24 protein-coding genes are annotated in these 25,460 nt (G+C 58.8%); 6 read left to right on the plus strand and 18 right to left on the minus strand.

What is annotated here, in order from left to right; translation table 11 throughout:
* The first annotated feature begins 144 nt into the window (after positions 1-144).
* A complete protein-coding gene (gene osmB, locus ACJ8IN_RS00035) occupies positions 145-363 on the plus strand; it encodes an osmotically-inducible lipoprotein OsmB (RefSeq protein ID WP_004945176.1) in 219 nt (72 codons plus the stop codon).
* A 190-nt stretch (positions 364-553) separates the two neighbouring features.
* Here the strand turns inward: osmB and yciH are convergent, their stop codons facing one another.
* Both yciH and pyrF read right to left on the minus strand, forming a co-directional pair.
* Positions 554-880, minus strand: coding sequence for a stress response translation initiation inhibitor YciH (gene yciH, locus ACJ8IN_RS00040; RefSeq protein ID WP_033647552.1), 327 nt, complete (start codon positions 878-880; stop codon positions 554-556).
* A gap of 10 nt (positions 881-890) precedes the next feature.
* A complete protein-coding gene (gene pyrF, locus ACJ8IN_RS00045) occupies positions 891-1,619 on the minus strand; it encodes an orotidine-5'-phosphate decarboxylase (RefSeq protein ID WP_049232982.1) in 729 nt (242 codons plus the stop codon).
* A 329-nt stretch (positions 1,620-1,948) separates the two neighbouring features.
* Here pyrF and bhsA point away from each other — a divergent pair, with 329 nt between their 5' ends.
* Positions 1,949-2,209 (plus strand): multiple stress resistance protein BhsA, encoded by a 261-nt coding sequence (bhsA, locus tag ACJ8IN_RS00050; protein ID WP_060420999.1) that lies wholly within the window; start codon positions 1,949-1,951, stop codon positions 2,207-2,209.
* Positions 2,210-2,381: 172 nt separating this feature from the next.
* A complete protein-coding gene (locus tag ACJ8IN_RS00055) occupies positions 2,382-2,681 on the plus strand; it encodes an Arc family DNA-binding protein (RefSeq protein ID WP_060421002.1) in 300 nt (99 codons plus the stop codon).
* 58 nt (positions 2,682-2,739) lie between these two features.
* Here ACJ8IN_RS00055 and lapB read toward each other — a convergent pair whose 3' ends face one another.
* From lapB to ACJ8IN_RS00110, 11 genes are all read right to left on the minus strand, one after another.
* On the minus strand, positions 2,740-3,912 hold the full coding sequence (lapB, locus tag ACJ8IN_RS00060; protein WP_033634721.1) for a lipopolysaccharide assembly protein LapB: 1,173 nt from the start codon (positions 3,910-3,912) through the stop codon (positions 2,740-2,742).
* 6 nt (positions 3,913-3,918) lie between these two features.
* Positions 3,919-4,221, minus strand: coding sequence for a LapA family protein (locus ACJ8IN_RS00065; RefSeq protein WP_004930650.1), 303 nt, complete (start codon positions 4,219-4,221; stop codon positions 3,919-3,921).
* A 291-nt stretch (positions 4,222-4,512) separates the two neighbouring features.
* Entirely contained in the window at positions 4,513-5,310 is a 798-nt protein-coding gene (locus tag ACJ8IN_RS00070) for an SDR family oxidoreductase (protein ID WP_308325770.1), read from the minus strand.
* Entirely contained in the window at positions 5,307-6,830 is a 1,524-nt protein-coding gene (locus ACJ8IN_RS00075) for an FGGY family carbohydrate kinase (RefSeq protein ID WP_308325771.1), read from the minus strand. Before ACJ8IN_RS00075 ends, ACJ8IN_RS00070 begins: the two co-directional genes overlap by 4 nt.
* Positions 6,823-7,887, minus strand: coding sequence for an ABC transporter permease (locus ACJ8IN_RS00080; RefSeq protein WP_047567194.1), 1,065 nt, complete (start codon positions 7,885-7,887; stop codon positions 6,823-6,825). Before ACJ8IN_RS00080 ends, ACJ8IN_RS00075 begins: the two co-directional genes overlap by 8 nt.
* 10 nt (positions 7,888-7,897) lie before the next feature.
* Complete coding sequence (locus ACJ8IN_RS00085; protein ID WP_033647561.1) at positions 7,898-9,397, minus strand: sugar ABC transporter ATP-binding protein; 1,500 nt, start codon at positions 9,395-9,397, stop codon at positions 7,898-7,900.
* A gap of 9 nt (positions 9,398-9,406) precedes the next feature.
* Positions 9,407-10,024, minus strand: coding sequence for a DUF2291 family protein (locus tag ACJ8IN_RS00090; RefSeq protein ID WP_043147550.1), 618 nt, complete (start codon positions 10,022-10,024; stop codon positions 9,407-9,409).
* Positions 10,025-10,088: 64 nt separating this feature from the next.
* Positions 10,089-11,021: a D-ribose ABC transporter substrate-binding protein gene (locus tag ACJ8IN_RS00095; RefSeq protein WP_033634729.1), complete on the minus strand. Its 933-nt coding sequence runs from the start codon at positions 11,019-11,021 to the stop codon at positions 10,089-10,091.
* 63 nt (positions 11,022-11,084) lie between these two features.
* Positions 11,085-11,885 (minus strand): GolD/DthD family dehydrogenase, encoded by an 801-nt coding sequence (locus tag ACJ8IN_RS00100; protein ID WP_060428145.1) that lies wholly within the window; start codon positions 11,883-11,885, stop codon positions 11,085-11,087.
* A gap of 10 nt (positions 11,886-11,895) precedes the next feature.
* Entirely contained in the window at positions 11,896-12,801 is a 906-nt protein-coding gene (locus ACJ8IN_RS00105; protein WP_060418851.1) for a transketolase family protein, read from the minus strand.
* Between the two features lie 2 nt (positions 12,802-12,803).
* A complete protein-coding gene (locus ACJ8IN_RS00110; protein WP_033634732.1) occupies positions 12,804-13,607 on the minus strand; it encodes a transketolase in 804 nt (267 codons plus the stop codon).
* 388 nt (positions 13,608-13,995) lie between these two features.
* On the opposite strand from ACJ8IN_RS00110, the gene ACJ8IN_RS00115 reads away from it, so the two are divergent.
* Positions 13,996-14,790, plus strand: a complete 795-nt coding sequence (locus tag ACJ8IN_RS00115) for a DeoR/GlpR family DNA-binding transcription regulator (RefSeq protein WP_060421018.1) — start codon at positions 13,996-13,998, stop codon at positions 14,788-14,790.
* Positions 14,791-14,812: 22 nt separating this feature from the next.
* Here the strand turns inward: ACJ8IN_RS00115 and pgpB are convergent, their stop codons facing one another.
* Entirely contained in the window at positions 14,813-15,574 is a 762-nt protein-coding gene (gene pgpB / locus ACJ8IN_RS00120; RefSeq protein ID WP_033647569.1) for a phosphatidylglycerophosphatase B, read from the minus strand.
* Positions 15,575-15,853: 279 nt separating this feature from the next.
* Here pgpB and ribA point away from each other — a divergent pair, with 279 nt between their 5' ends.
* Positions 15,854-16,447 carry a GTP cyclohydrolase II gene (gene ribA, locus ACJ8IN_RS00125; RefSeq protein WP_019452695.1) on the plus strand — a complete coding sequence of 198 codons (594 nt, stop codon included), beginning with the start codon at positions 15,854-15,856 and terminating at the stop codon, positions 16,445-16,447.
* A 56-nt stretch (positions 16,448-16,503) separates the two neighbouring features.
* Here the strand turns inward: ribA and acnA are convergent, their stop codons facing one another.
* The 3 genes from acnA to topA form a co-directional block, all read right to left on the minus strand.
* On the minus strand, positions 16,504-19,176 hold the full coding sequence (gene acnA, locus ACJ8IN_RS00130; protein ID WP_308325772.1) for an aconitate hydratase AcnA: 2,673 nt from the start codon (positions 19,174-19,176) through the stop codon (positions 16,504-16,506).
* Between the two features lie 407 nt (positions 19,177-19,583).
* Positions 19,584-20,558 carry an HTH-type transcriptional regulator CysB gene (gene cysB, locus ACJ8IN_RS00135; protein ID WP_033634747.1) on the minus strand — a complete coding sequence of 325 codons (975 nt, stop codon included), beginning with the start codon at positions 20,556-20,558 and terminating at the stop codon, positions 19,584-19,586.
* A gap of 360 nt (positions 20,559-20,918) precedes the next feature.
* Positions 20,919-23,516 (minus strand): type I DNA topoisomerase, encoded by a 2,598-nt coding sequence (gene topA, locus ACJ8IN_RS00140; RefSeq protein ID WP_033647571.1) that lies wholly within the window; start codon positions 23,514-23,516, stop codon positions 20,919-20,921.
* A gap of 427 nt (positions 23,517-23,943) precedes the next feature.
* Between topA and ACJ8IN_RS00145 the strand changes: the two genes are divergently transcribed.
* A complete protein-coding gene (locus tag ACJ8IN_RS00145) occupies positions 23,944-24,195 on the plus strand; it encodes a YciN family protein (protein WP_033634749.1) in 252 nt (83 codons plus the stop codon).
* A 51-nt stretch (positions 24,196-24,246) separates the two neighbouring features.
* Here ACJ8IN_RS00145 and sohB read toward each other — a convergent pair whose 3' ends face one another.
* Positions 24,247-25,293: a protease SohB gene (gene sohB, locus ACJ8IN_RS00150; RefSeq protein WP_060427440.1), complete on the minus strand. Its 1,047-nt coding sequence runs from the start codon at positions 25,291-25,293 to the stop codon at positions 24,247-24,249.
* Positions 25,294-25,460 lie beyond the last annotated feature (167 nt).

Raw genomic sequence — 25,460 nt, forward strand, 5'->3', positions numbered from 1 at the left:
TAACTTGCTAATTATTCGGCCGTTAACAAAAAATGCCATTTTTTTATATCGATACTGTACGGGAATCAACGGCAGGCCTGATTTATGGTTAACGCCTATACTTATAGGGCACTTCCATATAGCCAATGCTAAGGAGAAGTCATTATGATGATTATCAATAAACGTTTCGCCACCGCCGCGCTGGCACTGACTCTGGCGTTTTCACTCAGCGCCTGTTCCAACATGTCCAAACGCGATCGCAACACCGCTATCGGCGCCGGCGCCGGTGCAGTCGGCGGCGCAGTGCTGACAGACGGCAGCGCGCTGGGCACGCTGGGTGGGGCTGCGGTAGGGGGCATCATCGGTCACCAGGTTGGCAAATAACCTGACCGAGAGACCTCGGCCGACAGGCTGGCAAAAGCGCCTCGGCGCTTTGACGTATTAACCAGAATAACGATGATTTCAGGTCTGTTTTACTTTAAGTCTATGGTTCTTTTGCCGTTAACGGGCTAACCCCCGGCAGCAACAACCTCAAGCCATGCCGCAGTATTGCACCGCGGCATGGCGATTCACCTCAACCGCCCGCCAGTTTGACCTTCATGCCTTTGGCTTCCAGCAGCTGTTTGAGCAGATCGCGTTTATCGCCCTGGATCTCGATAATCCCGTCTTTCACCGAACCGCCGCAACCGCATTTCTTTTTCAGCTCGGCCGCCAGTTTGTCGAGCGCGGCATCATCCAGATCGACGCCGGCGATCAGGCATACCCCCTTCCCCTTGCGGCCGCTGGTCTGACGCTGGATGCGCACGATGCCGTCGCCCTTGGCGCGTTGCGGTTTAACGTCTTCCTGCTTGATGCGGCCGGTGTCCGTGGAATACACCAGGCGGCTGTTATCGTCATTCATCATTGCTTCCTCAGGCCAAAGAGGCGCGGATCGCGCGCAGCGTCGCGGCCGGATCCGCAGATTGGGTGATCGGACGCCCAATCACCATGTAGTCCACGCCGGCGGCCTGCGCCTGCACCGGCGTCATGATACGGCGCTGATCGCCCGCCGCGCTGCCTTCAGGGCGGATCCCCGGCGTAACCAGCTGGAAAGCCTGCCCGCAGGCGGCCTTCAGGCGCTGCGCTTCGTGTGCCGAACAGACCACGCCGTCCAGCCCGCAGTCGCGGGCCAGGCGCGCCAGGCGCTCGGCGTGTTCCGCCGGGCTGGCCTCGATGCCAATGCCGCGCAGGTCTTCCGCTTCCATGCTGGTGAGCACCGTCACGGCGATCAGCAGCGGCGCATCCGCTCCGTAAGGCAGCAGCGCTTCTTTAGCGGCGGTCATCATGCGCGCGCCGCCGCTGGCATGGACGTTGACCATCCAAACGCCCAGCTCGGCCGCCGCCGCAACCGCATGCGCGGTGGTATTGGGAATATCGTGGAATTTCAGGTCGAGAAACACGTCGAAACCGCGCCCGTGCAGATCGCGCACCAGCTGCGGCCCAAACAGCGTGAACATTTCTTTGCCCACTTTCAGCCGGCAGTCTTGCGGATCGATACGGTCGGCGAACGCCAGCGCAGCGTTCTTATCGGCGTAATCTAACGCCACAACGATTGGAGATGATTTTAAGTCATTGTTATTAGTGTTATTTTCAGACTTCATTTCTTCTACCTTCTGTAAAATGGACATAATCAGGTACTCACCCGCGAAACTGACCGCCGCATTCTACATGCCGGGGGCCAGAAATCCCAGCCGCAGCGCGTACCGCCGCTCTGTCATGTTACCTCTCACCTTTGTCATGGCGCGTCAACGAAAGCGCGTCAGCGATAAACCACGCAGCGTAAAACGTCGTAAAGATGCGTAAATTATCAATCAAACATTTTGAACAACTTGCTCAGCATTATCAGATTTTCAAACGGCCCAGATGCTTTATTATTCACCACATCGGAAGCGAATGGCTTCCTTCCTAAATAAAAAGACTGGAGTCACCTATGAAAACCATCAAATATTTTGCAGCCGCTGCCGCTATCGCACTGACCTCTTTCGCTACCTTTGCCGCTGAGCCGGTCAACAGCCAACAGGCTGACAGCCTGACCGCCAGCGGCATCGTTTCCGCGGGCCATGCGACCACCCTCAGCAGCCTGGAGAAAAAACTGGCCGCTAAAGCCGATGCCCAAGGCGCCGGCAGCTACCGCATCATCTCCGCCGGCGGTAACAACATGCTGAGCGGCACCGCGATCATCTATAAATAATGTTTCCGGTACAGGGCCCGCACGCTCGGGCCCTGCCTCTGTTTCTCGCCTAAAAAACCCGCGTTTGCCTTACCCTTCTTTGTTACAAAAATATTAAATTTTTATTACACACTAGACACCCGATCGCCAGTGGCTTAGCTTGAAGGCATCTTCCTGCAGAAAGGCTTTCAAAATGAGCGAGATATCGACACTTACCATCAAAATTCCTCTGGAACTGAAGGAAAAAATCCGCGCCGCCGCCGCTGAAAACGAATTTTCGTTGAGCGTGGAAGTATGCCAGCGCCTGGCAAACAGCTTCAACGCGCCCGCCGCCAAGGCAGAAAAGCCGGCCAAAAAGGCGGATGAGCTGCACCACGGCGAGATCGACAATCAAAGCACCGAAGAAGAGGTTGAACAGCCGCTGAGCCAGAAAGAACTGAAGAAACTGCGCCAGCTGTTGAAAACCGGCGCCAAAGGCGGCAAGAAAAAGTAAGCGGCAAACGAAAAAACGGGGCGATAATCGCCCCGTTTTGTTTTGCCCCGCCGCCGCGTTATTGCCCGTCCAGACCGCGGATCGGTTTGACCGATGACCAGGCTCGGCACGACGGGCAATGCCAATAGAGCGAGTGCGCGGTGAAGCCGCATTTGTGGCAGCGGTAACGCGGCTTGGTGCGAATTTGCTCGCCGACCATATCGCGCAACAGCAGCAGGCTCTCTTTCGCCCGGCCGTCTTCGGCGTCCGCCAGGTGATAATCCATCAGCCGGTAAAACACGCGCATGGTCGGATGGCGCTGCAGCTGGCGGTTGATATAGACCTGCACCACGTCGCGCCCTTCGTGCTGTTCGATTATCTCGGCCAGCATCAGATCGGCGGTGGCGCCGGTGTTCTCTTCCACGCAGCGTTTCAGGAATTCAACCCAGCTGTGCTGTTGCTCCGGCAGATGCGTGTAGCATTCCTGCAGCATCGGCAGCGTTTCGCTGACCAACTCTTTATCCTGGCTCAGCACGCGTTGCAGCGACTCTGCCGCTTTGGCGTAGTCGTTTTGCGCCATGTAGATGCGCCCGAACATGATGGATACGCGCGCACACTGTTTATCGGCTGCGTCCGCACGTTTGAGCAGGCTCATCGCCCGATCGAGATCGTCGCTGCCCATCGCCTGAAGCGCCAGTTCGCAATAGAAGTGCGCGATCTCGACGCGCTGTTTCTCTTTACCCAGCTTGACCAGCTTTTCCGCCACGTCGATCGCTTTTTGCCAATCGCTGGTGGCCTGATGGATCACCAGCAGTTGCTGCAGCGCCGATACGCGAAAATCCGCTTCGTCAGTCAACTGGCTGAACATGTCTTCCGCGCGATCGTACAGCCCGGCCGCCATATAGTCGCGGCCCAGCTGCTGTACCGCCAGCAGGCGCTGTTCAAAGGTCAGGGAGGCGCTTTCCATCAAGGCCTGGTGGATGCGGATGGCGCGGTCGACTTCGCCGCGCGAACGGAACAGGTTACCCAGCGTCAGGTGGGCTTCAACGGTGTTGCTGTCCTCCTTCAACATGTCGAGGAACAGATCGACCGCCTTGTCCTGCTGGTTGGAAAGCAGAAAGTTCACCCCTGCCACGTATTCACGCGACAGGCGGTTGGCTTCTTGCTGTTTATCCTGCTGAGCGCTTCTGCGCCCCATGTACCAACCGTACGCGGCAGCCACGGGCAGCAACAGAAACAGCAGTTCTAACATAGAGGATTATTCCTTGCTGACAACGGGCTGAGCCGCCGGTTCAGCGGGCTGCTCAAGCTGCAGCTCCAGCCTTTTGATCTTGCGCTCGGCGCGGCCCAACGCAATGCGCGTGCGCAGGTAGAACAGGCCGCAAATGATCCAGCCGAGAACAAAACCGGCGCCAAACAGCGTGGCCAACAGGGTCGATACGCGATAGTCACCCTGCGCAACCAGATAGTTGAAATTGACCACCTGATCGTTATGCGCACCCAAGGTGACGGAAATCACGAAGATCACCAGAACCAACAAAAAAATCAGCAAATATTTCACATTCTTTCCCGCGATGCCGAGTGAATCGGATGAACGATGCCAAAACGTGGCGTCCCTAACCCTTAAGTTAGCATTTCCCACTGCGGCAGGGAAACCCTGCGGCACGATAAAACCACATATCTGCTGGCATATTCGGCAGTAAACGGCCTTAGCGAACAAATTGATGAGAAAGCTTCTCAAAACGTCGAATTTATAAGGATATGGGGGCGACGGCGCGGATTGCAATGGCGGGAAAATGTAAGCGGTTAATGCGGCGCCGTTCCGACGCCGCGTTTTTGTGACACAGTCACGTCATGACATGATTAACCCGCCGTCCACATTGATGGTTTGGCCGGTGATGTAGTCGGCATCGTCCGAGGCAAGAAAGGCCACGAGACCCGCCACGTCCTCGGGCTGACCGGCGCGCTTGAGCGGAATGCCCGCCACCCACTCGGCCATCAACTCCCCTTTGCCGTAGGTTTTTTCCGGCCCACTGAGAATTTCTCCCCAAACGCGGTCGTTATATTCCCACATCTCGCTTTCAATGATGCCGGGGCAGAATGCATTGACGGTAATGCCATACGGTGCCAGCTCGAGCGCTAAACTTTGCGTAATGCCGATCACGCCCATTTTGCTGGCGGCGTAATGCGGTGTGTAAATGAATCCGTTACGCCCCTGACCGGAAGAGGTGTTGATCAGCCGCCCCTGGCGCTGGCCGACCATATATTTTGCCGCTTCCCGGCAGCAGAGCCACACTGCCGTGGTATTTACCGCCAACACTTTCTCAAAATCGCTTTTGGGCATCTGGTCAAAACGATCGATAGTGATCACCCCGGCGTTTTGAATGGAAACGTCGATCGCGCCGAATCGCTCCCAAGCCTGACGATAAAAATCAACCACCTGCGCCTCATCGGTGACGTCGAGGATCACCGGCAGAATATCCACACTATAACGCTGGCGCAGCGTTTCCGCCGTGGTCAGAATGCGTTCCGCATTCGATGCAATCACCAGATTGGCGCCCAAACGGGCGAAGCGCTCGGCGATGCCGGCCCCAATGCCGCGGCATGCGCCGGTAATCACCACGGTTTTCCCCGTGAAATCACGATTCATGGTTGTTCTCCTGTCATCAATGAGCTCGCCTGCGGCCGCCACAAGGTGCGTTGCACCGCCTGCCGCCAGGCGCTGTAGTTTTCCTGCAGCTGCCGGTGGCGCTGCATATCGGGTTTAAATTCATCATGTTGGGGCAACAATGCCGCCAGTTGCCGATCGGTAGTCCCCCACAGGCTGCGCATCGCCATCAGCGCCGCCCCCAGCGCCGAGAGTTCCGCCGTGTTGCTGCGCCACACCGGGCAACCCAGCAGATCGGCCTGAAACTGCATCAGCCAGTCATTGCGGCTGGGGCCGCCATCGGCCATTAACCCCTGCAATGCAAAACCCGGCTGTTGCCGCAATACGCCGATCACATCGGCGATTTGATAAGCCACCGACTCAAATGCGGCCCGCACCAAATGTTCCCGCCGCGTGCCGCGGCTGAGGCCGCAGATCACGCCGCGCGCCTGCTCATCCCACCAGGGTGCGCCGACCCCGGTCAGTGCCGGCACAAAATAGACGCCACCGCTGTCGGCCACGCAAACAGGCAGTTCACTTAACGGCGTCTCGTCCCCCGCCGGCATGGCGGTGATATCCAGCATCCAGGCAATGGCGTCGCCGGTGTGGGGAATATTGCCCTCCAGCGCATACTGCATACGCTCGCCATCGTGCCAGGCCACGGTCGTTGCCAGAGCGCTCGTGTCGCATTGCGCTTCGGCGATCGGCGCCATCACCGATGAACCGGTGCCATAGGTGGCCTTAACCTGCCCCGCCTGGCCGAGCGCATGGCCGTACAGCGCCGCATGCGAATCACCGACCATCGCGCCAATCGGAATGCCGTCGGCAATGCCTTCCAATCCCAACGTCGCGCCGAACACATGGCTGGAGGGGGAGATCGTCGGCAGCGCCTGGCGGGGAATGTTGAACAGCGCCAGCATCCGCTCGTCCCAATCGCCGGAGGCAAGGTTCAACAGCTGGGTGCGAGCGGCATTGGAGGTATCGCAGCCGAATGCCTGTCCTCCGCTCAACTGCCACAGCAGCCAGGCATCGATAGTGCCAAGGCAGATTTCCCCGTTCTCCGCCATCCGTTGCCCCCCTTCGCAGCGATCGAGCAACCAGCGCATTTTCGCCGCCGAGAACAGCGGTGAAAGCGGCAGGCCGGTGGCGCGACGCACCACTTCGGCCTGCCGATCGTGCCGCAGCCGTTCACAGAAATCGGCGGCGCGCGCGCATTGCCAGGTTAGGGCCGGCCCGATCGGCTGGCCGTCGGAACGCCGCCAACCGATGGCGGTTTCACGCTGGTTGCTGATGGCGATACCGGCAATACGGGATGCGCCGGCCAACGCAATCGCTTCCCGTAGCACCGCCAGAGAAGCTGCCAGCAAGGTCTCGCCCCGCTGTTCCACCCAACCGGGCTGCGGCGTCTGCAGCGTCAACGGCCTGCTGGCTCTGGCGACGATCGCCCCCTGCGCATCCACCACCACGGCCTTGGCGTTGCTGGTGCCTTCGTCCAACGCGACAATGCAATCCGCTTTAACCATGGCTCACCTCAGCCAGCGGCTGCACCGCTTTTTTCTCCTGACGCTGCATCAAAATGACCTTGCTCTGCAAACGCTGCTGGAACTGGTCAATCACCACGGCGGTAACGATCACCAGCCCTTTAATCACCATTTGCCAGAACTCGCTGACGCCCATCATCACCAGACCGTCCGCCAGAAAAACGATCACAAAGGCGCCGATGATCGAACCGAATACCCTGCCGCGGCCACCGCTGAGCGCCGTACCGCCCAGCACCGTCGCGCCGATGGCGTCCATCTCGAACATATTGCCGGTCATCGGGTGCGCGGTTTGCAACTGAGAAGCGATGACCAGCCCCACCAGCGCCGCACACAGCCCGGAGAAGGCATAGACGAACATTTTCACTTTGACGATCGGCACCCCCGACAGCCGCGCCGCCGGCTCATTGCCGCCAATCGCATAGATATAACGGCCCAGCGGCGTTTTCTTGGTGAGATAGATCCCCAACAACACGATGGCCAACATCAGCCAAATCGGGTTGTAAATCCCGAGAAAGGTGCCGGACCCCAGGGCCGCAAAACCGGTGTTGCCCAGCGCTTCCATGCCCACCAGATTGGGATAGGTTTTGCCGTCCGCCGTCAACAACGCCGCTCCGCGCGCCACGTACATTGCGCCCAGGGTGCAGATGAACGGCGCAACGCCGAGCCGCGTGATCAACGTGCCGTTGATCAAACCCAACAACACGCCCAACAGCGCCACCGCGCCGATCACTTCGAAAACGTTGAGAAACAGCCGGTTGCCATCCCACAGCGGGATACCGACGGTCAACAGCGCACCGGCGATCATCCCGCACAGGCCCGCCACCGCGCCGACCGACAAATCGATGCCGCCGGTGAGGATCACCAGCGTCATGCCAACCGCCAGCAGCCCGGTAATCGCCACGTGCTGCGTCATGATCAGCAGATTGGAGACGGTCAGAAAATTCGGCACCATGCCGCTGAAGAACAGCACCACCAGCAACAGGGCGATGAAGGTGCGCGCCTGCAGCAAATACATATACAACCGATACTTGGTTTGCATTGCCTTATCCTTATGCGTGTGGGGTTGAGGCGCGGATCAGCGTTTCGCGATCGGCCCGTTCGCGCGGCAGATCGGCCGTCAGTTTCCCGTCCGCCATCACCATCACCCGGTCGGCCAGTGAGACCACCTCATCCAGCTCCGACGAAGAGAACATCACCGCCAGCCCCTGACGTGCCATCGCGCCAATCAGGTGATAAACGTCCGTTTTGGCGCCGACGTCGATTCCGCGCGTCGGCTCATCGAGAAACACTACCTGCGGCCCGGTCAGCAGCGCCTTGCCCAACACCACTTTCTGCTGATTGCCGCCGCTCAGGCTGGTGATTGGCAGCTCCCGGTCACTCACCTTGATCGCCAGTTTTTCGATCATGCCGTCGACCAACGCACACTCCCCGGCCGACGCCAACGGCCGCAGCGCGTTGCGCCCCAGGCTGGCCAGCGTCATGTTGGCCTTGATCGACATCATCTGCACCAAGCCCTCCGCCTGCCTGTCTTCCGGCACCAGCGCCATGCCCAACGCCATGCGCTGACGAAACCCCAACCGCTCCACGCTTTTGCCGTTGAGCAGAATGCGGCCTGCCGTCTGGCGCATCACGCCGTTGATCACCTTGAACAGTTCGGTGCGGCCGGCGCCCAACAGGCCATAAATGCCGATCACCTCCCCTTTGCGCAGTGAAAAACTGACGTCGTTAAGGCAATAGCCGCCGTTTTCACGCGGCAGCGTCAACTGCTCAACCTTCAGCACTTCATCCCCTTGCTCTGCCGCGCAATAATCAAAGTGCTTGCTCTTTTCCCCGACCATCTTTTCGATGATCCACGGAATGCTGACGTTGCAGACCGGCTCGGCGGCAACAAAACGCCCATCGCGAAACACCGTGATGCGATCGCCAATCTCCATCAGCTCTTCCAGACGGTGAGAAATGTAGATAATGGTGACGCCGCGTTTTTTCAGATCGGCGATCACCCGAAACAGCGTGCGCACTTCAGCCTGGCTCAGCGCCGACGTCGGCTCATCCATGATCAGCACCCGGGTGTCCTTCGCCAAGGCGCGAGCAATTTCCACCAACTGCTGATGTCCGATGCCGAGACTGCCCAACGGCGTATGCGGATCGATGTCCAACTCCAGCCGCTGCAGCAAGGATTTGGCAAGCTGATATTGATAGTCCACATTGATGCGGCCACGCTGGAAGAACTCGTTGGCCATAAAAATGTTGTCCATCACCGACAGGTTGGGGAACAGGTTCAGCTCCTGGAAAATAATGCTGATCCCGAGCCGCTCCGCCTGCTGCGTGGAAGTTAGCGTCACCGCTTTACCCTCCAGCTCGATGGTGCCGGAGGACGGGGTTTCCACCCCCGCCAGCAGCTTCATCATGGTCGACTTGCCGGCGCCGTTTTCGCCGATCAGCACGTTGACCTGATTGCGAAACACTTGATAACTCACGCTATCCAATGCCGTGACGCCAGGATAGAGACGCGAAACGTTGCGCGTTTGAATAATGACCGGATCGCTCATCACGCCCCCTTAAGGTTGAATGCGTACCGGCGTGATCAACAGCGGCTCGGCAGGCGCCTGCCAGCTGCTGAATACGCCGTACACGGTAATGTGGTCACCCACCTTGGGCGGGGATCCGGCCAGTTCGTCGATCGAAGCCTGATTAATCGCCCTGGCAAAATCGCCGAACAGCGCTTGGTCATTGAAATCGCCGTAGCTCAGCCCGCGATAGCTGTCGCGCAATGCCGTACCGCGATAAACCGGCCCGATCTGCACCTCCACGCTGCTGAGCGGTGCATCGGTCAGCTTGAGCGTTAATTTTCCGCTGCGCGAACGGGTGTTGACCGCCACGACTTCACCGCTGACCTTAACGTTGAAATAACAAGGGAACTCCGGTTGAGCGCGGTACCCCAGCAGATCGCAGGCGCTGTCAAAATCCTTGGCCTGGGCGATCCGGGCGAGCAGCTCGCCCAGCGGCTGCGCCGTTTTGACCGCTTGCGGAGCGATTTGGCTGCGGTAAATTTCCGCCGCCTGCGCCACATGCGGATTCACCGGGGAGCGAAGCTCCGCCAGCTTTTTCTCCGAAACGATACGGCAACCGCTCAACGCCAGGACGACGGTGACGGCCAGCGCAATGCGCATCGACATAACAACACCTCCGATCGCACCCCGCCGCCGGGACGGGGTGGTGAAAGACGCCGCTCAGCGCGGATTACGGTTTGAAGTTGAAGTCACTGACCCGTTGCGCATTGTCTTTGCCGATCAGGATGCCGCGGAACATCACGCGCTCCTTGCCGGTATAGCTGCCGGATTGGAAATAACCGTCGAGGATTTCAACGCCCTGCGCGGCGATCGCCTGCGCCTGCAACATCACGCTGGCGTAGAGGCTGCCGTTGAGAATGGCGTCGCGTTCATCGTTGCTGCCGTCGATGCCCACCACGGTGACATCCTGCCGGCCGGCGGCCTTCAGCGCCGCCACTGCGCCCAGCGCCACCGGGCCGTTGCCGCAGATCACGCCTTTGATGTCCGGATGCGCCTGCAGAATGCTGTCCATGATGCGTTTCCCTTCCAGCAGATTGCCCTTGGCATCCTGACGCGCCACGCTGACCATCTCAGGGTATTGGTCGATCACGTTGTGGAACGACTGCGAGCGCGTGACGCAGTTATTGTCCGCCAGGTTGCAGGTCAGCTCGGCGTATTTGCCGGTTTCCCCCATTTTTTCTACAAACTGGTTGGCGACGTCCGAGCCGGCCTGGAAGTTGTTATGAGTGATCTGCGCCAACGCCACGCCATCGACCGGGATCTCGCGGTTGATCAGTACCACCGGAATAGCGGCGTTTTTCGCCTGCTGCACGGCGGCGACGCTGGCCTGAGAATCGGCGTTATCCAAAATGATGCCCTGAACCTTGCGGCCGATAACCAGGCTGATCAGCTCCCCCTGGCGCTTAACGTCTTCACCGTGCGACAGCACCAGCGTCTGGTAGCCGAGCGACTTGGCTTTGGCCTCGGCCCCCTTGGCTTCCGCGGCGTAATAAGGGTTGTCCAGCGAGTTGACGAGAATGGCGATCGTGCCTTTTTCCGCCGCCATGGCAGAGGTGCAGGCAAAACCGGTGAGCAGGGTAAGGTAAGTGGCTATTTTTCTCATGATGGTGTTCTCTTATCGTTGTGTTGAACATCGTCTGGTGTTGGCGATCGCTGCGGTTGCCGCTTACCAAATGGTAAAACCGCCGTCGATCATCAGGTCCGCGCCGGTGATCATGTCGCTGCCGTTGCTGGCAAAAAACAGGATCGCCGCCGCAATTTCGTCGGTATAAGCAAAACGCCCCAGCGGGATCAGCTTTTTCATCGCCTCGCCCTTCTCGCCGCGCCAGGCCTTCTCTCCCATAGGCGTCAGCACTACGGTGGGCGATAACGTGTTGACGGTGATGCCGTGCGGCGCCCACTCTTTGGCCATCACCTTGGTCATGCCCAGCAGCCCCGCCTTGGCGGAGGTGTAAGCGCAGTGATCGTCAATGGCGATGGAGGCCGCCTGCGACGCGATGTTGATGATTTTCCCGCCGTGGCCGGCGGCTATCGCACGGCGCGCCAGTTCCTGCGAGCACAAAAAAGGACCGGTGAGGTTGACCGCCAAGTGGCGCTGCCACTCCTCGAGCGTCACTTCCGTCGCCGGTTGCAGATTGACGTAGCCGGCGCAGTTGACCAGGATATCGAGCCGGCCAAAGCGAGATTGAGCCGCGTTGAAGGCGGCGGCCACCGAATCGGAATCGGTCACGTCGCACACCTGGCAGAACACCTGTTCTTCCCCCAACTCCCGCAGCGCCGCCGCGGCCTTGTCCTGTTCAAAGGCCGGATACATCAATACCAGGCGCGCGCCCTTTTCCAGCAGCAGGCGATTGGCAGCCATCGCGATGCCGCCCAGACCGCCGGTGATCACCGCCACTTTCCCTGCCAGCGACATCCGGCTATCGACACCGTAGCGTAAATTAACGTCGTATTCGTTCCGCTCCATCGCATTCCCCCTATGGCGTTAACTGAGCATGCAACCCTGCGGCGTCGATGGCGTATTGCCGCCGCAGCGCCGCCCGGCTGCTGCTGTGGGTAAATTCATAAGCCGGCACGCCCAGCGCGGTAAACGGCCGCGGCAGCTGATGCCGCAGCAACAGCTCACCGATGATGGTGCCCAGGCCACCGCTGAGGGCGTGCTCCTCCATGGTCAGCACCCGGCGGTGCGAACGTATCAACGCCACTACCGCCGCCTCATTGAGTGGCCAGAGCGAAGGCAGCGAGACGATGGTCGGGTTATCGCCCAATTCCAGCACCTTCATCGCCTCATGCGCCACCGTCCCCAGGCAAAACACCAGGCTGTCAGAGCCTTGATGCAGCACCTCCGGCTCTCCGGGGCGGAAGTGATAGCTCGCGTTCAGCACCGGCAGCTTGTCGCTGTCCATACGGATATAGGCCGGGCCGGGTTGCGCGATGACATAACGGACAATCTCTGCCGCTTGTCGCGCATCCGCCGGCGCATAGACGCTGAGATTGCCCAGCGTGCGGGCGATGGCGATATCGTTCATGCAATGGTGCGTCGCCCCCAGCGGCCCATAGCCGAATCCGGCATTCAGGCCGAGCATTTTCACGTTGGTTTCCGTGTAGCAAACATCGTTTTTCATCTGCTCGTTAGAACGGGCGAACAGGAAAGGCGCGGCGTTGGCGGTAAAGACCGTACGGCCGCTGAGCGCCATGCCGGCGGCCATGCCCACCATATTTTGTTCGGCGATGCCGACGTTCACCACTCGCTCCGGATAAGCCTGCTCAAAGGGCGCGATTTTCGACGTGGACGTGGAGTCCGCCACCATCACGCTCAGATCTGCCCCCGCCAGCTGCTCTTCGATCAACGCCGTCACCACGGCATCGCGTAAGTCCTGCATGTTCACCCCTCCAGTTCCGCCAGCGCCTGCGCCAGCTGTTGTTCGTCCGGTACCGCGTGATGCCAGGCGGCAACGTTAGCCATAAACGACACGCCGTGCCCCTTTTCGGTATTGGCCAAAATCACCCGCGGCTTGTCCTGGCTCGGGCGTTGGATCGCCGCCACCAGCGCCGCCGGATCGTGCCCGTCGCACTCCAGGGTTTCGAAACCGAAAGCGCGCCATTTTTCCGCCAGCGGCTCTAGCGGCATGATGGCCTCTGTCTTGCCCGCCAGCTGCAGCCGGTTGCGATCGACGATGGCAATCAGGTTATCCAACTTGAATTTGCTGGCCGCCATCGCCGCCTCCCAGTTGGATCCCTCCGCCAGCTCGCCGTCGCCCAGCAGCACGAACGCGCGGCGATGTGCGCGCCCGGCCAGTTTGTTGCCCAGCGCCAGCCCCACGGCGATCGGCAGGCCATGCCCCAAACCGCCGGAGTTGATCTCCACCAGCTCCGGCAGCTTCTGCCGCACCGGATGCCCGGCCAGCAAGGTGTCGTCGCCCATGAACTGATCGAGCACCGCCGGATCGAGCAGGCCCATCGCCGCGCAGCTGCAGTAAAAACCGCCGGCGCCGTGCCCTTTAGACAAAATGAACCGATCCTGATCGGGCCGGGCATTGCCGCGATCCATCACCGCCATATACAAGGTGCAGATGATGTCGATTTCCGACAGATCGGCGCCGGTATGGCCCTTGCCTGCCTTATGGTTCATGGTCACCACATATCGGCGCGCCTGGCGCGCCGTGTTTTTAATCGCCTGGAAGTCCATCGTCACCTCTGTTTGAGCACGTTGATTATCGTTATCGCCTCTAAAACGATCCGCTAACCCGCCTTTGGTTTTCGAATGGAAATCATATGTAGCAAAAACGATAATTAATGTGGGCAAGATCAAATTTCAAGAAAAAGCACGCAGCAGGCGGAATCACAATTCACAAAAAGCAATGAATAACAATGAAATGCAAGCATTCAAATAACTTAAAATTCGTTTTACCCGGTGACTTTCGCTGATACCATAGACTTTCGAATAAAAATCAATAGGGATTGACCGGGTTTATCCATAGCTTTATCAATAATCGCGAGCTAAAATTCAGCGCATCAATAAGGAGTTGCCGTGGCAAACCGCCCGGCGGGAACTGACAGGTGCAGGAGTCTTTCGATTGAAAAGCAAAAGCGAACAGCTGGCGGAAATGCAGCAACGGCGCGAAAAGATCCTCGACATGATCCGCGAAGACGGCTCGGCGACGGTCAAAATGCTGACCGATACCTTCAAGCTGACCGAAGCGACCATTCGCACCGACCTGCGGATCCTGCAGCAACAAGGTTATGTGCAGCGTTTCCACGGCGGCGCAACCCTGGTCGATGGCAAGCAAAACACCCATGCCATGCTGTTGGAACGCCAGGTCAACCTGACCGCCAAGGATCGCATCGGCAAGCTCGCCGCCGGTTTTATCGAACCGGGCGACACCATCATTCTTGATTCGGGCACCACCACCACGGCTATCGCCAATCACCTGAGCCACATCAAGAAACTGTCCGTTATCACCACCGGCGTCAATATCGCGCTGCAGCTGGGCGGCGAACCGGGCGTGAACATTTTGCTGACCGGCGGCTCGTTCAAATTTCCGACGCTTTCCACTTCGGGGGACAAAGCCGCCGGCTTCTTCGAGAACGTTCTGGCCCAGAAACTGTTCCTCGCAACGGCCTGCATCTCACCCCGCCACGGCCTCAGTTTCCCAAGCGAGACCGACATCAAACTGAAAACGGCGATGATCAACGCAGCCAACACGGTGTATGTGGTTGCCGACTCCAGCAAAATCGATAAGGTGTCGATGTTCGCATTGCCCTGTGACTGGCAGCATATCGACTATTTGATCACCGACGACGGTATCAGCAATACCGCCATACAGGCCTTTGAGAAGGTGGGAGTAAAGGTGTTGGTGGCAGGCGCCTGACGGGCGCCTGCGAGAAGAATGCTTATTCCGGCTTGCGCGCCGCGATTTCCTGCTGCTCTTGCGGCGGCGGCGTCAGCGGGCCAAACCAGCGCTGCGCCAGCCAGCAGGTGACCACCACCAACAGCCAACTGATCAGCGTGGCCATCGCCAGATCGCGTGGCCAGTGCATGCCCAGCAGCAAACGGCTGCCCATCACCCCCGTTGCCCACACCATCAGCAGCGCGACGGTTTTATAATGGCGGCGCGGCCACAGCAGCCCTACGCCCAACAGCGCCCAGGTGGCGGCGAACATCGTATGCCCCGACGGGAAAGCGAAGCCGGTTTCAAACTGCCAGTGCTTGCGCAGCCAGTTCGGCACCAGGGTCTGATCCTGCAATTGCTCGCGCACCAGCGCGCTGCGCTCTTTGCGATGCAGCGAATAGAAGTATTTGCCGTCCACGCCGTGGTTTTGCTCCAGCCATACCACAAACGGCCGCGGTTCTTGCACCCGATCCTTGATCAGCGACTTGATCCCCTGCCCAATCACCAACGCGGCGGAAAGCAGGATCGCCAGACCGATGGCCGCCTTGAGCCGAAAGCGCAGACACCACAAAAACCAACCGCAAAGGATAGCGCTGGTCAAAATGCCCCACGGCGAGGTCACGGTTTCGGTCACCCAGTACAGCGCTTTCAGCAGCCGATCATTGCCGCCGGGCTGCCAGTGCCAGCCGGATACCCAGACCGCCAGCGGCATCAACAGCAGCAGCAGCGCGCCGCCCGCCGTGCGTTTTGCTATCTCATACATTCCCGTTTTCCTCTGCGTGAATCAGACTGCAGTGTAACAAGAGTGTAATCTTGATAACACGCGAAAAATTAAACAGATAGGCAACCTATCGCAATAATAGGTAGCCGGAAAACGCCATCTGCTGGTTTGCTGAGCACCGCCCGGCAAGAAGTTGTGGCAAAATAGCCGATAATTAACGAAATAGAGATCGGCGCAGCACGTTTTAGTCTTGGTCAATTTACCGAACCGGACTTAGGATGCGCGACAATGATTGAATCGTAGGTTTTTGTGGAGAGTGACATGCAGCTTAAACGGGTGGCAGAGGCTAAACTGCCGACACCTTGGGGCGATTTCCTGATGGTAGGATTCGAAGAACTGGCGACCGGGCATGACCATCTGGCGCTGGTATTCGGTGATATTTCCGGCGAAGCGCCGGTGCTCGCGCGCGTGCATTCCGAATGTCTTACCGGCGATGCCCTGTTCAGCCTGCGCTGCGACTGCGGTTTTCAGCTGGAAGCCGCGCTGGAGCAAATCGCCGAAGAAGGCCGCGGCATTCTGCTTTATCATCGCCAGGAGGGCCGCAATATCGGCCTGTTGAACAAGATCCGCGCCTATGCCCTGCAGGATAAGGGCGCAGACACCGTGGAAGCCAACCACCAGCTCGGCTTCGCCGCCGACGAGCGCGACTTCACCCTGTGCGCCGACATGTTCAAACTGCTGGGCGTCGACGCGGTGCGCTTGCTGACCAACAACCCGAAAAAGGTCGAGATCCTGACCGAAGCCGGCATCAACATCAGCGAGCGCGTGCCGCTGATCGTCGGCCGTAACCCGAAGAACGAACACTATCTGGCGACCAAGGCCGCCAAAATGGGCCATTTGCTCGACCAGAAGTGATCGCCGCCGCGGCGGAAACAATCAGGGCGCCTTGCGGCGCCCTTTTTATTGCTTAATTACAGCATTTTCCTGATCACATAATGCAGGATGCCGTCGTTTTCGTAGTAGGTCAGCTCATTGCCGGTATCGATGCGGCAACGGGTGTCGATCACTTCCTTGCGCCCGTCGGCATAGGTGATATGCACCGGCACCGTCTGGCCCGGCTGCAGCTGCTGCAGGCCGCCGACGCTGATCTGCTCATCCCCGGTCAGCCCCAGGGTTTTGCGCGTCACCCCTTGCGGGAACTCCAGCGGCAAAATCCCCATGCCGATCAGATTGGAGCGGTGAATGCGCTCGAAGGATTCGGCGATCACCACCCGCACGCCCAGCAGGCGCGGCCCCTTCGCCGCCCAGTCGCGGCTGGATCCGGAACCGTATTCTTTACCGGCGATCACCGCCAGCGGCACCTTTTCCTGCTGATACTGCATGGCGGCGTCGTAGATAGACAGCTGCTGCTGCGACGGGATATGGCGGGTATAGCCCCCTTCCACGCCCGGCACCATTTCGTTGCGAATGCGGATATTGGCGAAGGTGCCGCGCATCATCACTTCGTGGTTGCCGCGGCGCGAGCCGTAAGAGTTGAAATCCTGCGGCGCCACGCCATGCTCGCTCAGGTAACGCCCCGCCGGGCTGTCGCGCTTGATGTTGCCCGCCGGCGAGATGTGGTCGGTGGTCACCGAGTCGGCCAGAATCGCCAGAATGCGCGCGTCTTTGATGTCCTGCACCGGATCTGGCGTCACCTTCATGGTGCTGAAGAACGGCGGATGACGAATATAGGTAGAATCCTCCTGCCACTGATAGGTCGCCGAGCCGGTCACCTGGATCGCCTGCCAGTTAGCGTCGCCGTCGAACACTTCGCCATATTCCTTATGGAACATCTCGGTGCGCACTTCTTCCACCGCCTGAGCGATGTCCTGGCTGCTCGGCCAGATGTCCTTCAAATAGACCGGTTGACCGTCGTTGCCCTCGCCCAGCGGCTCTTTGGTCAGGTCAATCTTCATGCTGCCCGCCAGCGCATAAGCCACCACCAGCGGCGGCGAGGCCAGCCAGTTGGTTTTCACCAGCGGGTGGATGCGCCCTTCGAAGTTGCGGTTGCCCGACAGCACCGCGCCCACGGTCAGATCGCCCTCTTTTATCGCCTGCTCGATCGGATCCGGCAGCGGGCCGGAGTTACCGATGCAGGTGGTGCAGCCATAGCCCACCAGATTGAACCCCAGCTCTTCCAGATAGGCGGTGAGTTTGGCGCTGTCGAAGTAGTCGGTCACCACTTTGGATCCCGGCGCCAGCGAGGTTTTTACCCAGGGCTTGCTGCGCAGCCCTTTCTTGACGGCATTTTTCGCCAGCAGGCCGGCCGCCATCATCACGCTCGGGTTGGAGGTGTTGGTGCAGGAGGTGATCGCCGCGATCACCACCGCGCCGTCGCGCAGTTCGTGCTGCTGCCCGTCCAGCGTAAAGGTTTTGCCGTCGGCTTTGGCCTTTTGACCGCCGATATCCAGCTCGGTGGCGGCCTTGAACGCCTGCGGCACATTTGGCAGCGCAACGCGATCCTGCGGGCGTTTCGGCCCGGCGAGGCTGGCTTCCACCGTCGACATGTCCAGCGCCAGCGAGCTGGTGAAGACCGGTTCATCACCGGGGTTGCGCCACATGCCCTGCGCCTTGGCGTAAGCTTCCACCAGCGCGATTTGTTCTGCGCTGCGGCCGCTGAGCTTCATATAGCCGAGCGTAACGTCATCCACCGGGAAGAAGCCGCAGGTGGCGCCAAATTCCGGCGACATGTTGGCGATGGTTGCCCGATCCGCCAGCGGCAGATCGGCCAGGCCATCGCCGTAAAACTCGACGAACTTGCCGACAACGCCGTGCTTGCGCAGCATTTGGGTGACGGTCAGCACCAGGTCAGTGGCGGTAATGCCCTCGCGGAGCTTGCCGATCAGCTTGAAGCCGACCACGTCCGGGATCAGCATTGACACCGGCTGACCCAGCATCGCCGCTTCCGCTTCGATGCCGCCGACGCCCCAGCCGAGGATGCCGAGGCCGTTGATCATGGTGGTGTGGGAGTCGGTGCCCACCAGCGTATCGGGATAAGCCACGCGGCGGCCGCTTTCGTCGCTGTGCCAGACCGTTTGCCCAAGGTATTCAAGGTTGACCTGGTGACAGATGCCGGTGCCCGGCGGCACCACGCGGAAGCGGTTGAAGGCTTTCTGCCCCCAGCGCAGGAAGGTGTAGCGCTCGTGGTTGCGCTGCATTTCGATACGCACGTTGTCTTCAAAGGCGTTGTCATCGCCAAATTCATCGACGGTGACCGAGTGGTCAATCACCAGATCCACCGGCGACAGCGGGTTCACCTGATCGACGTTGCCCCCCAACCGCCGCACCGCTTCGCGCATCGCGGCCAGATCCACCACCGCCGGAACGCCGGTAAAATCCTGCATCAGCACGCGCGCCGGGCGGTAGGCTATCTCACGGTCGGCATGGCCGGTTTGCAGCCAGGCAACGATGGCCTTGAGGTCGTCAACCTGCACGGTATCGCCATCCACATGGCGCAGCAGGTTCTCCAACAGCACTTTCATTGATTTCGGCAACCGGTCGATATCACCCAGCTGCTTCGCCGCCAGCGGCAGACTGTAATAGTAATATTCGCTATTCAGCGCAACCAGCTTATCCATACTTGTTTCACGAAGATCGGACGACATAGCTCCTCCATTTCTTATTGTGATAAAACAGGGTAATCACTGAGGTCTTGTTTAAAGATACCACAAAGATAAGTTAACGTTTTGATAACAACACGATTTGATCACAACGATAGGTGGGAACAATCAGCGCAAAGGAAGTCCGAACGCCGCCAAGGGGTTAGGCTGCGCGCCAACGAAAACGCTGCAACGAGGCGGCGCTTTGGCGAGGAAGACCTCGCGGCTTTAGCGGGGGTTAGCTACGCCTTAGCAGCGCATCCCAAAGGATATGAAAGTCAGATACCTGATAGAGAGTGTTCCTGGAGGACGGCGACTTTTCAGGATGATCAACAAGCAAGGTGCGGATTTCCGGGCTAAAAAAACCCGGTTTGGCAGGCGCCTCTCCGGGTTTGATTTGATATCGTCAACGATTACTTAATCGGCAGCTTGATGTCCTTGAACATCGCCTCGATCTCTTCGTTGGAACGCAGCGCCACCGCGCTGTCGACCACGTCACGCGTCAGGTGCGGCGCGAAGCGCTGAATGAAGTCGTACATGTAGCTGCGCAGGAAAGTGCTGCGGCGGAAGCCGATTTTAGTGGTGCTGTAGGTGAAGATATCGCTTGCATCCACCGTCACCAGATCCGGATCCTGCACCGGATCCACCGCCATGCTGGCGATCACCCCCACCCCCAATCCCAGACGCACATAGGTTTTGATCACGTCAGCGTCGGTGGCGGTAAAGACGATGCGCGGCGTCAGGCCGGCGCGGTTGAAAGCGGTATCCAGCTCCGAACGCCCGGTAAAGCCGAAGGTGTAAGTGACGATCGGGTAAGCCGCCAGCTCTTCAATGCTGATGCTGCTTTTGCCCGCCAAAGGATGATCGGGCTTCACCACCACCGCGCGGTTCCAGTGGTAGCACGGCAGCATGATGAGATCGTCGTACAGGTGCAGCGCTTCGGTGGCGATGGCGAAATCGGCGGTGCCTTTGGAGACCGCTTCGGCGATCTGCGTCGGCGAGCCCTGGTGCATGTGCAGCGAGACGCGCGGGTAACGCTCGATAAAGCCCTTGATGACGTTGGGCAAGGCGTAGCGAGCCTGGGTATGCGTGGTGGCGACGTACAGCGAGCCTTTGTCCGGGTAAGTATGTTCACCGGCGACAGCTTTGATGGCATCCACCTTGGACAGCACTTCACGCGCGATGCGAATGATTTCCTGGCCGGCCGGGGTGACCTGGGTCAGGTGTTTGCCGCTGCGGGCGAAGATCTGGATGCCCAGCTCATCTTCGAGCATGCGCACCTGCTTACTGATGCCGGGTTGCGAGGTATAGAGCCCTTCTGCCGTCGAGGAGACATTCAGGTTGTGGTTAACCACTTCCACAATGTAACGAAGCTGCTGCAATTTCATATCTTATACCATCCTAGGTTAAACACTGCGGCTTACCCGCAGCCAGGTATATCGGTGTCGCCCCGGTATGCTGAAACTCACAAGCCATAAACACCGTGTTTTACCCTGATGGTGAAGAAAACGCCGTTGTTAATAAGCTTTAATAATAAAAAAACTTTTTATATAACCACTATACCACGTTGCAGCTTCAAGTATAGATCCGCGTCACACTATGATAACGATTATTTTGCATTGGTATCAACGTGAAACGGCGGTGACGGAGGGGTAAAAACAGCAAAGGATAGATCCGTTTCCCCCTTTTCACCAATAAAAAACCAGCCGCCAGGGCTGGTTTTTCATCTTGCGGGCGGGACATTGGCCTTACTTCTTGCCTTCGACCCACTTGCCGTCCACGTAGAACGCGGACCAACCGGTCGCCTTGCCGTCTTTTTCAGAAGAGACGTACTGCTGTTTGGTTTTGCGGCTGAAACGCACCAGCGTTTTATTGCCTTCGGCGTCCGCCACCGGCGCATCGGCCAGATAGCGCAGCTTCTCCGGCAGGCGATCCTTGAAGCGAGCCAGCTCTTCCACCAGCGGCGCGCGGGTCTCGCGCGATTTAGGGAAGGTGTTGGCCGCCAGGAACACGCCGGCAGCGCCGTCACGCAGCACGAAATAGGCGTCGGACTTCTCGCACGGCAGCTCCGGCAACGGCACCGGATCTTCCTTCGGCGGCGCGACGTCGCCGTTACGCAGGATCTTGCGGGTGTTTTTGCAGTTCTCGTTGGTGCAGCCCATGTACTTGCCGAAACGCCCCATTTTCAGGTGCATTTCCGAGCCGCACTTGTCGCACTCCACCACCGGGCCGTCGTAGCCTTTCAGACGGAACTCGCCCTCTTCGATCTCGTAACCGTCACACGCCGGGTTGTTACCGCAGACGTGCAGCTTGCGCTGGTTGTCGATCAGATAGCTGTCCATCGCCGTACCGCATTTCTTGCAGCGGCGGCGGGCGCGCAGCGCGTTGGTTTCCGCCTCATCCCCTTCAAGGATGTTGAGCACTTCCGCTTCCGGCACCAGGTTGATGGTGGTTTTGCAGCGCTCCTTCGGCGGCAGCGCGTAGCCGGAACAGCCGAGGAACACGCCGGTGCTGGCGGTACGGATACCCATCTTGCGGCCGCAGGTCGGGCAGTCGATGCTGGTCATCACCATCTGGTTAGGCCGCATGCCGCCTTCTTCCGGATCCTTCTCCGCCGTTTCCAGCTGTTCGCTGAAGTCGACGAAGAACTCGTCCAGCACCGCTTTCCACTCGGCCTGGTTGTTGGCGACCTCATCGAGGCCATCTTCCATGCGCGCGGTGAAGTCATAGTTCATCAGCTCGCGGAAGTTTTCTTCCAGGCGATCGGTGACGATCTCGCCCATTTTCTCGGCATAAAAGCGGCGGCTTTCCACCCGCACATAACCGCGATCCTGAATGGTCGAAATGATGGAGGCGTAGGTGGACGGGCGGCCGATGCCGCGTTTTTCCAGCTCTTTCACCAGCGAGGCTTCGCTGTAGCGCGCCGGCGGCTTGGTGAAGTGCTGGCTTGGGATCAGTTTCTGCAGATCCAGTTCGCTGCCGATTTCGACGTATGGCAGGGTGCGATCTTCATCGCCCTTGCGCAGCGCCGGCATCACCTTGGTCCAGCCGTCAAAGCGCAGCGTACGGCCCTTGGCGCGCAGCTGATAATCGCCGGCTTTCACCGTCAGCGTGGTGGAATCGTATTGCGCCGGCGTCATCTGGCAGGCAACGAACTGGCGCCAGATCAGCTGATACAGCTTCTGCGCGTCCGCTTCCATGTCCTTCAACTGCTCGGCGAGCACGTTCACGTCCGAAGGACGGATCGCTTCGTGCGCTTCCTGCGAATTCTCTTTGCTGCTGTACTGATTCGGCGCCTTCGGCAGGTATTTGTCGCCGAAGTTGTCGCCGATGTAGCCACGCACCATGTTGAGCGCATCCTGGCTCAGGTTGGTGGAATCGGTACGCATATAGGTGATGTGGCCGGCTTCATACAGCCGTTGCGCCATCATCATGGTTTTTTTCACGCCGAAGCTCAGGCGGGTACTGGCGGCCTGTTGCAGCGTGGAGGTAATGAAAGGCGCGCCCGGTTTGCTGCTGGTCGGTTTGTCTTCGCGATCGAGCACCGTGTAGCGGGCTTTTTCCAACAGCTTGACCGCGGCGTGAGTCTGCTCGCGGTTGACCGGTTTGAACGGTTTGTCGTGCGCGTGGGTCACTTCCATCTGCAGCGCGGTTTCACCCTTCGCCAGCAGATCGGCATGCAGCTCCCAGTACTCTTCCGGCACGAAGGCCTTGATGTCGCGCTCGCGCTCAACCACCAGGCGCACCGCCACCGACTGCACGCGGCCGGCGGACAGGCCGCGGGCGATTTTCTTCCACAGCAGCGGCGAGACCATATAGCCCACCACGCGGTCCATAAACCGGCGCGCCTGCTGCGCGTTGACGCGGTCAATGTTCAGCTCGCCCGGCTGTTTGAACGCCTGCTGGATCGCGTTTTTGGTGATTTCGTTAAACACCACGCGGCTAAAGCGTTTGTCATCCCCACCGATCACTTCCCGCAGGTGCCAAGCGATGGCTTCCCCTTCGCGGTCAAGGTCGGTTGCGAGATAAATGTGGTCGGCGTTTTCCGCCAGCGATTTTAACTCGGCGACCACTTTTTCTTTACCCGGCAGGATTTCATAATGCGCTTTCCAGCCGTGGTAAGGGTCGACGCCCATGCGATTTACCAGCGCCGCCTTCTCATCTTTTTTAACTTTTTTCTTGGCTTTGTCTTCGGTTGAGTCAGCGCTCTTTTTGCTGGCTGAGCCACTGGTCGGCAAATCACGGATATGACCGACGCTGGACTTCACCACGTAGTCACTTCCTAAATATTTATTAATAGTTTTGGCTTTTGCCGGGGACTCAACTATTACGAGAGCTTTACCCATATTTACCTTTACCTAATTTATTTCTTCTAAAAAGAAGTCTTTTATCTCGCCGTGCCGCGGCAATTCGTGTCTCTTTTTTTATATTGCGGCAGTCTGGCAAGAGATCAACAGATTTTTTCCTTTTGGTTGCCCAACCGCTCAACCTGAACGCAAGTTGTTGATCCTGCCTGCTATTCACCCATGCCCCAAAAGTATGGCTGTGTGAGTTTTATTCATGGCGTAAACAAAACCTTCCACCCGACGCCGCAAAATCCCACACTGTACCTGATAAAAAGCGTCACGCAACCTAATTAGCACGGAAAGACCGATTTCGCCAACCGGCGGCCGCGCATGGCCATCCAGACGGCAAATAAACCTTAGTCGGTTTGCGGATAAAAGCGAACCGGCGTTAGAATATGCGCAGAGTTTTTAGTTTGGAGTCTAATAAATGCGCACGAATACTGCCCCTATCGGCCGCGAGGCCCTGCTGGCGGAAGCAAATAACATCATCCGCCAACACGAAGATTATCTGCACGGCATGATCGCCACCGACGTTGAACAAAAAAACGGCGTTTTAGTTTTCCGCGGCGAATACTTTTTGGATGCCGACGGATTGCCCACCGCCAAAACCACCGCGGTATTTAATATGTTTAAACATTTGGCCCATCTGCTTTCGGAAAAATACCACCTGGTCGATTGAGAAAAGAAAACGGGGGCGCCCGGCCCCCGCTGATTCACGCTATCGCCGCCGTTACAGCAATGGCTTTTCCCCACGCTGCCACCAGCGCAACAACAAGCGATCGACGCTTTCCGCCGCGCTGCCGGTAAAGCGATCCATCAGGCGTTTGCGGCGCGAATAGCGCACGGCGATCACTTCGTGGTTATCCAGCTCGGCGATCAGCAAGTCATCGCTGGTGCCGATAGCGTCAATCAGGCCCTTCTCTTTCGCCTGTGAACCGAACCAGTGCTCACCGGTGGCGACGCTGTCGATGTCGAGCGACGGGCGCTGCTCATGCACAAAGCGCTTGAACAGCTCGTGGGTTTCGTTCAGATCTTCACGGAACTTTTCGCGCCCCTGCTCGGTGTTTTCACCGAACAGCGTCAGCGTGCGTTTGAACTGCCCGGCGGTGTGCAACTCCATGTCGATGTCGTTCTTCTTCAGCAGGCGGTGGAAGTTCGGGATCTGCGCCACTACGCCGATCGAGCCGATGATGGCGAACGGCGCCGCCACGATGCGATCCGCGACGCAGGCCATCATGTAGCCGCCGCTGGCCGCCACTTTATCCACCGCCACCGTCAGGCGAATGCCGCCTTTACGCAGGCGCTCCAGCTGCGAGGCCGCCAGGCCGTAGCCGTGCACCACTCCGCCAGGGCTTTCCAGCCGCAGCAGGACTTCATCCTGCGCCGACGCCACCGCCAACACCGCCGAGATCTCTTCGCGCAGCGAGGTTACCTCGTGCGCGTCCATGCTGCCCTTGAAATCCAGCACATACAGGCACGGCTTGGCCACCTCGACCGCGCCGGACTTGGCGCGCTGCTTTTTCAGCTTGTCGTCGGCCTTGGTCTGTTTCTTGAACTGTTTCAGCCAAACCTTTTGCTCGGCGGCATCCATGCGCGCCAGGCGCATGTCACGCTGCATCTCGCGATACTGTTCACCGAGATCGGTCAGCTGCAGCTCCCCTTTCTGGCGGCTCTTGCGTTGCCCCAGACTGACAGCCAGTATGGCCAACGCGGCGATGGCGAGCACCACCGTGGCAACCTTGGCCAGAAACAGGCCATAAACAGATATAAACTCCACAGATTCCGCCTTTATTTACAGGTTGTTAGTATGATTCTTCCCATTTTAGCCAACCGCAGCGGCTGCTGTCGCGGCTAAATGAAAATTCATTGCGCACGGAGCATCACTATGGGGACGATTCAAGGCCGAACCAAGCCGTCGCCGCCGCGCTTTTGTTACAAAAGAAT

The sequence above is a fragment of the Serratia sp. CY31944 genome, assembly GCF_052169175.1.
GTDB lineage: Bacteria > Pseudomonadota > Gammaproteobacteria > Enterobacterales > Enterobacteriaceae > Serratia > Serratia sarumanii.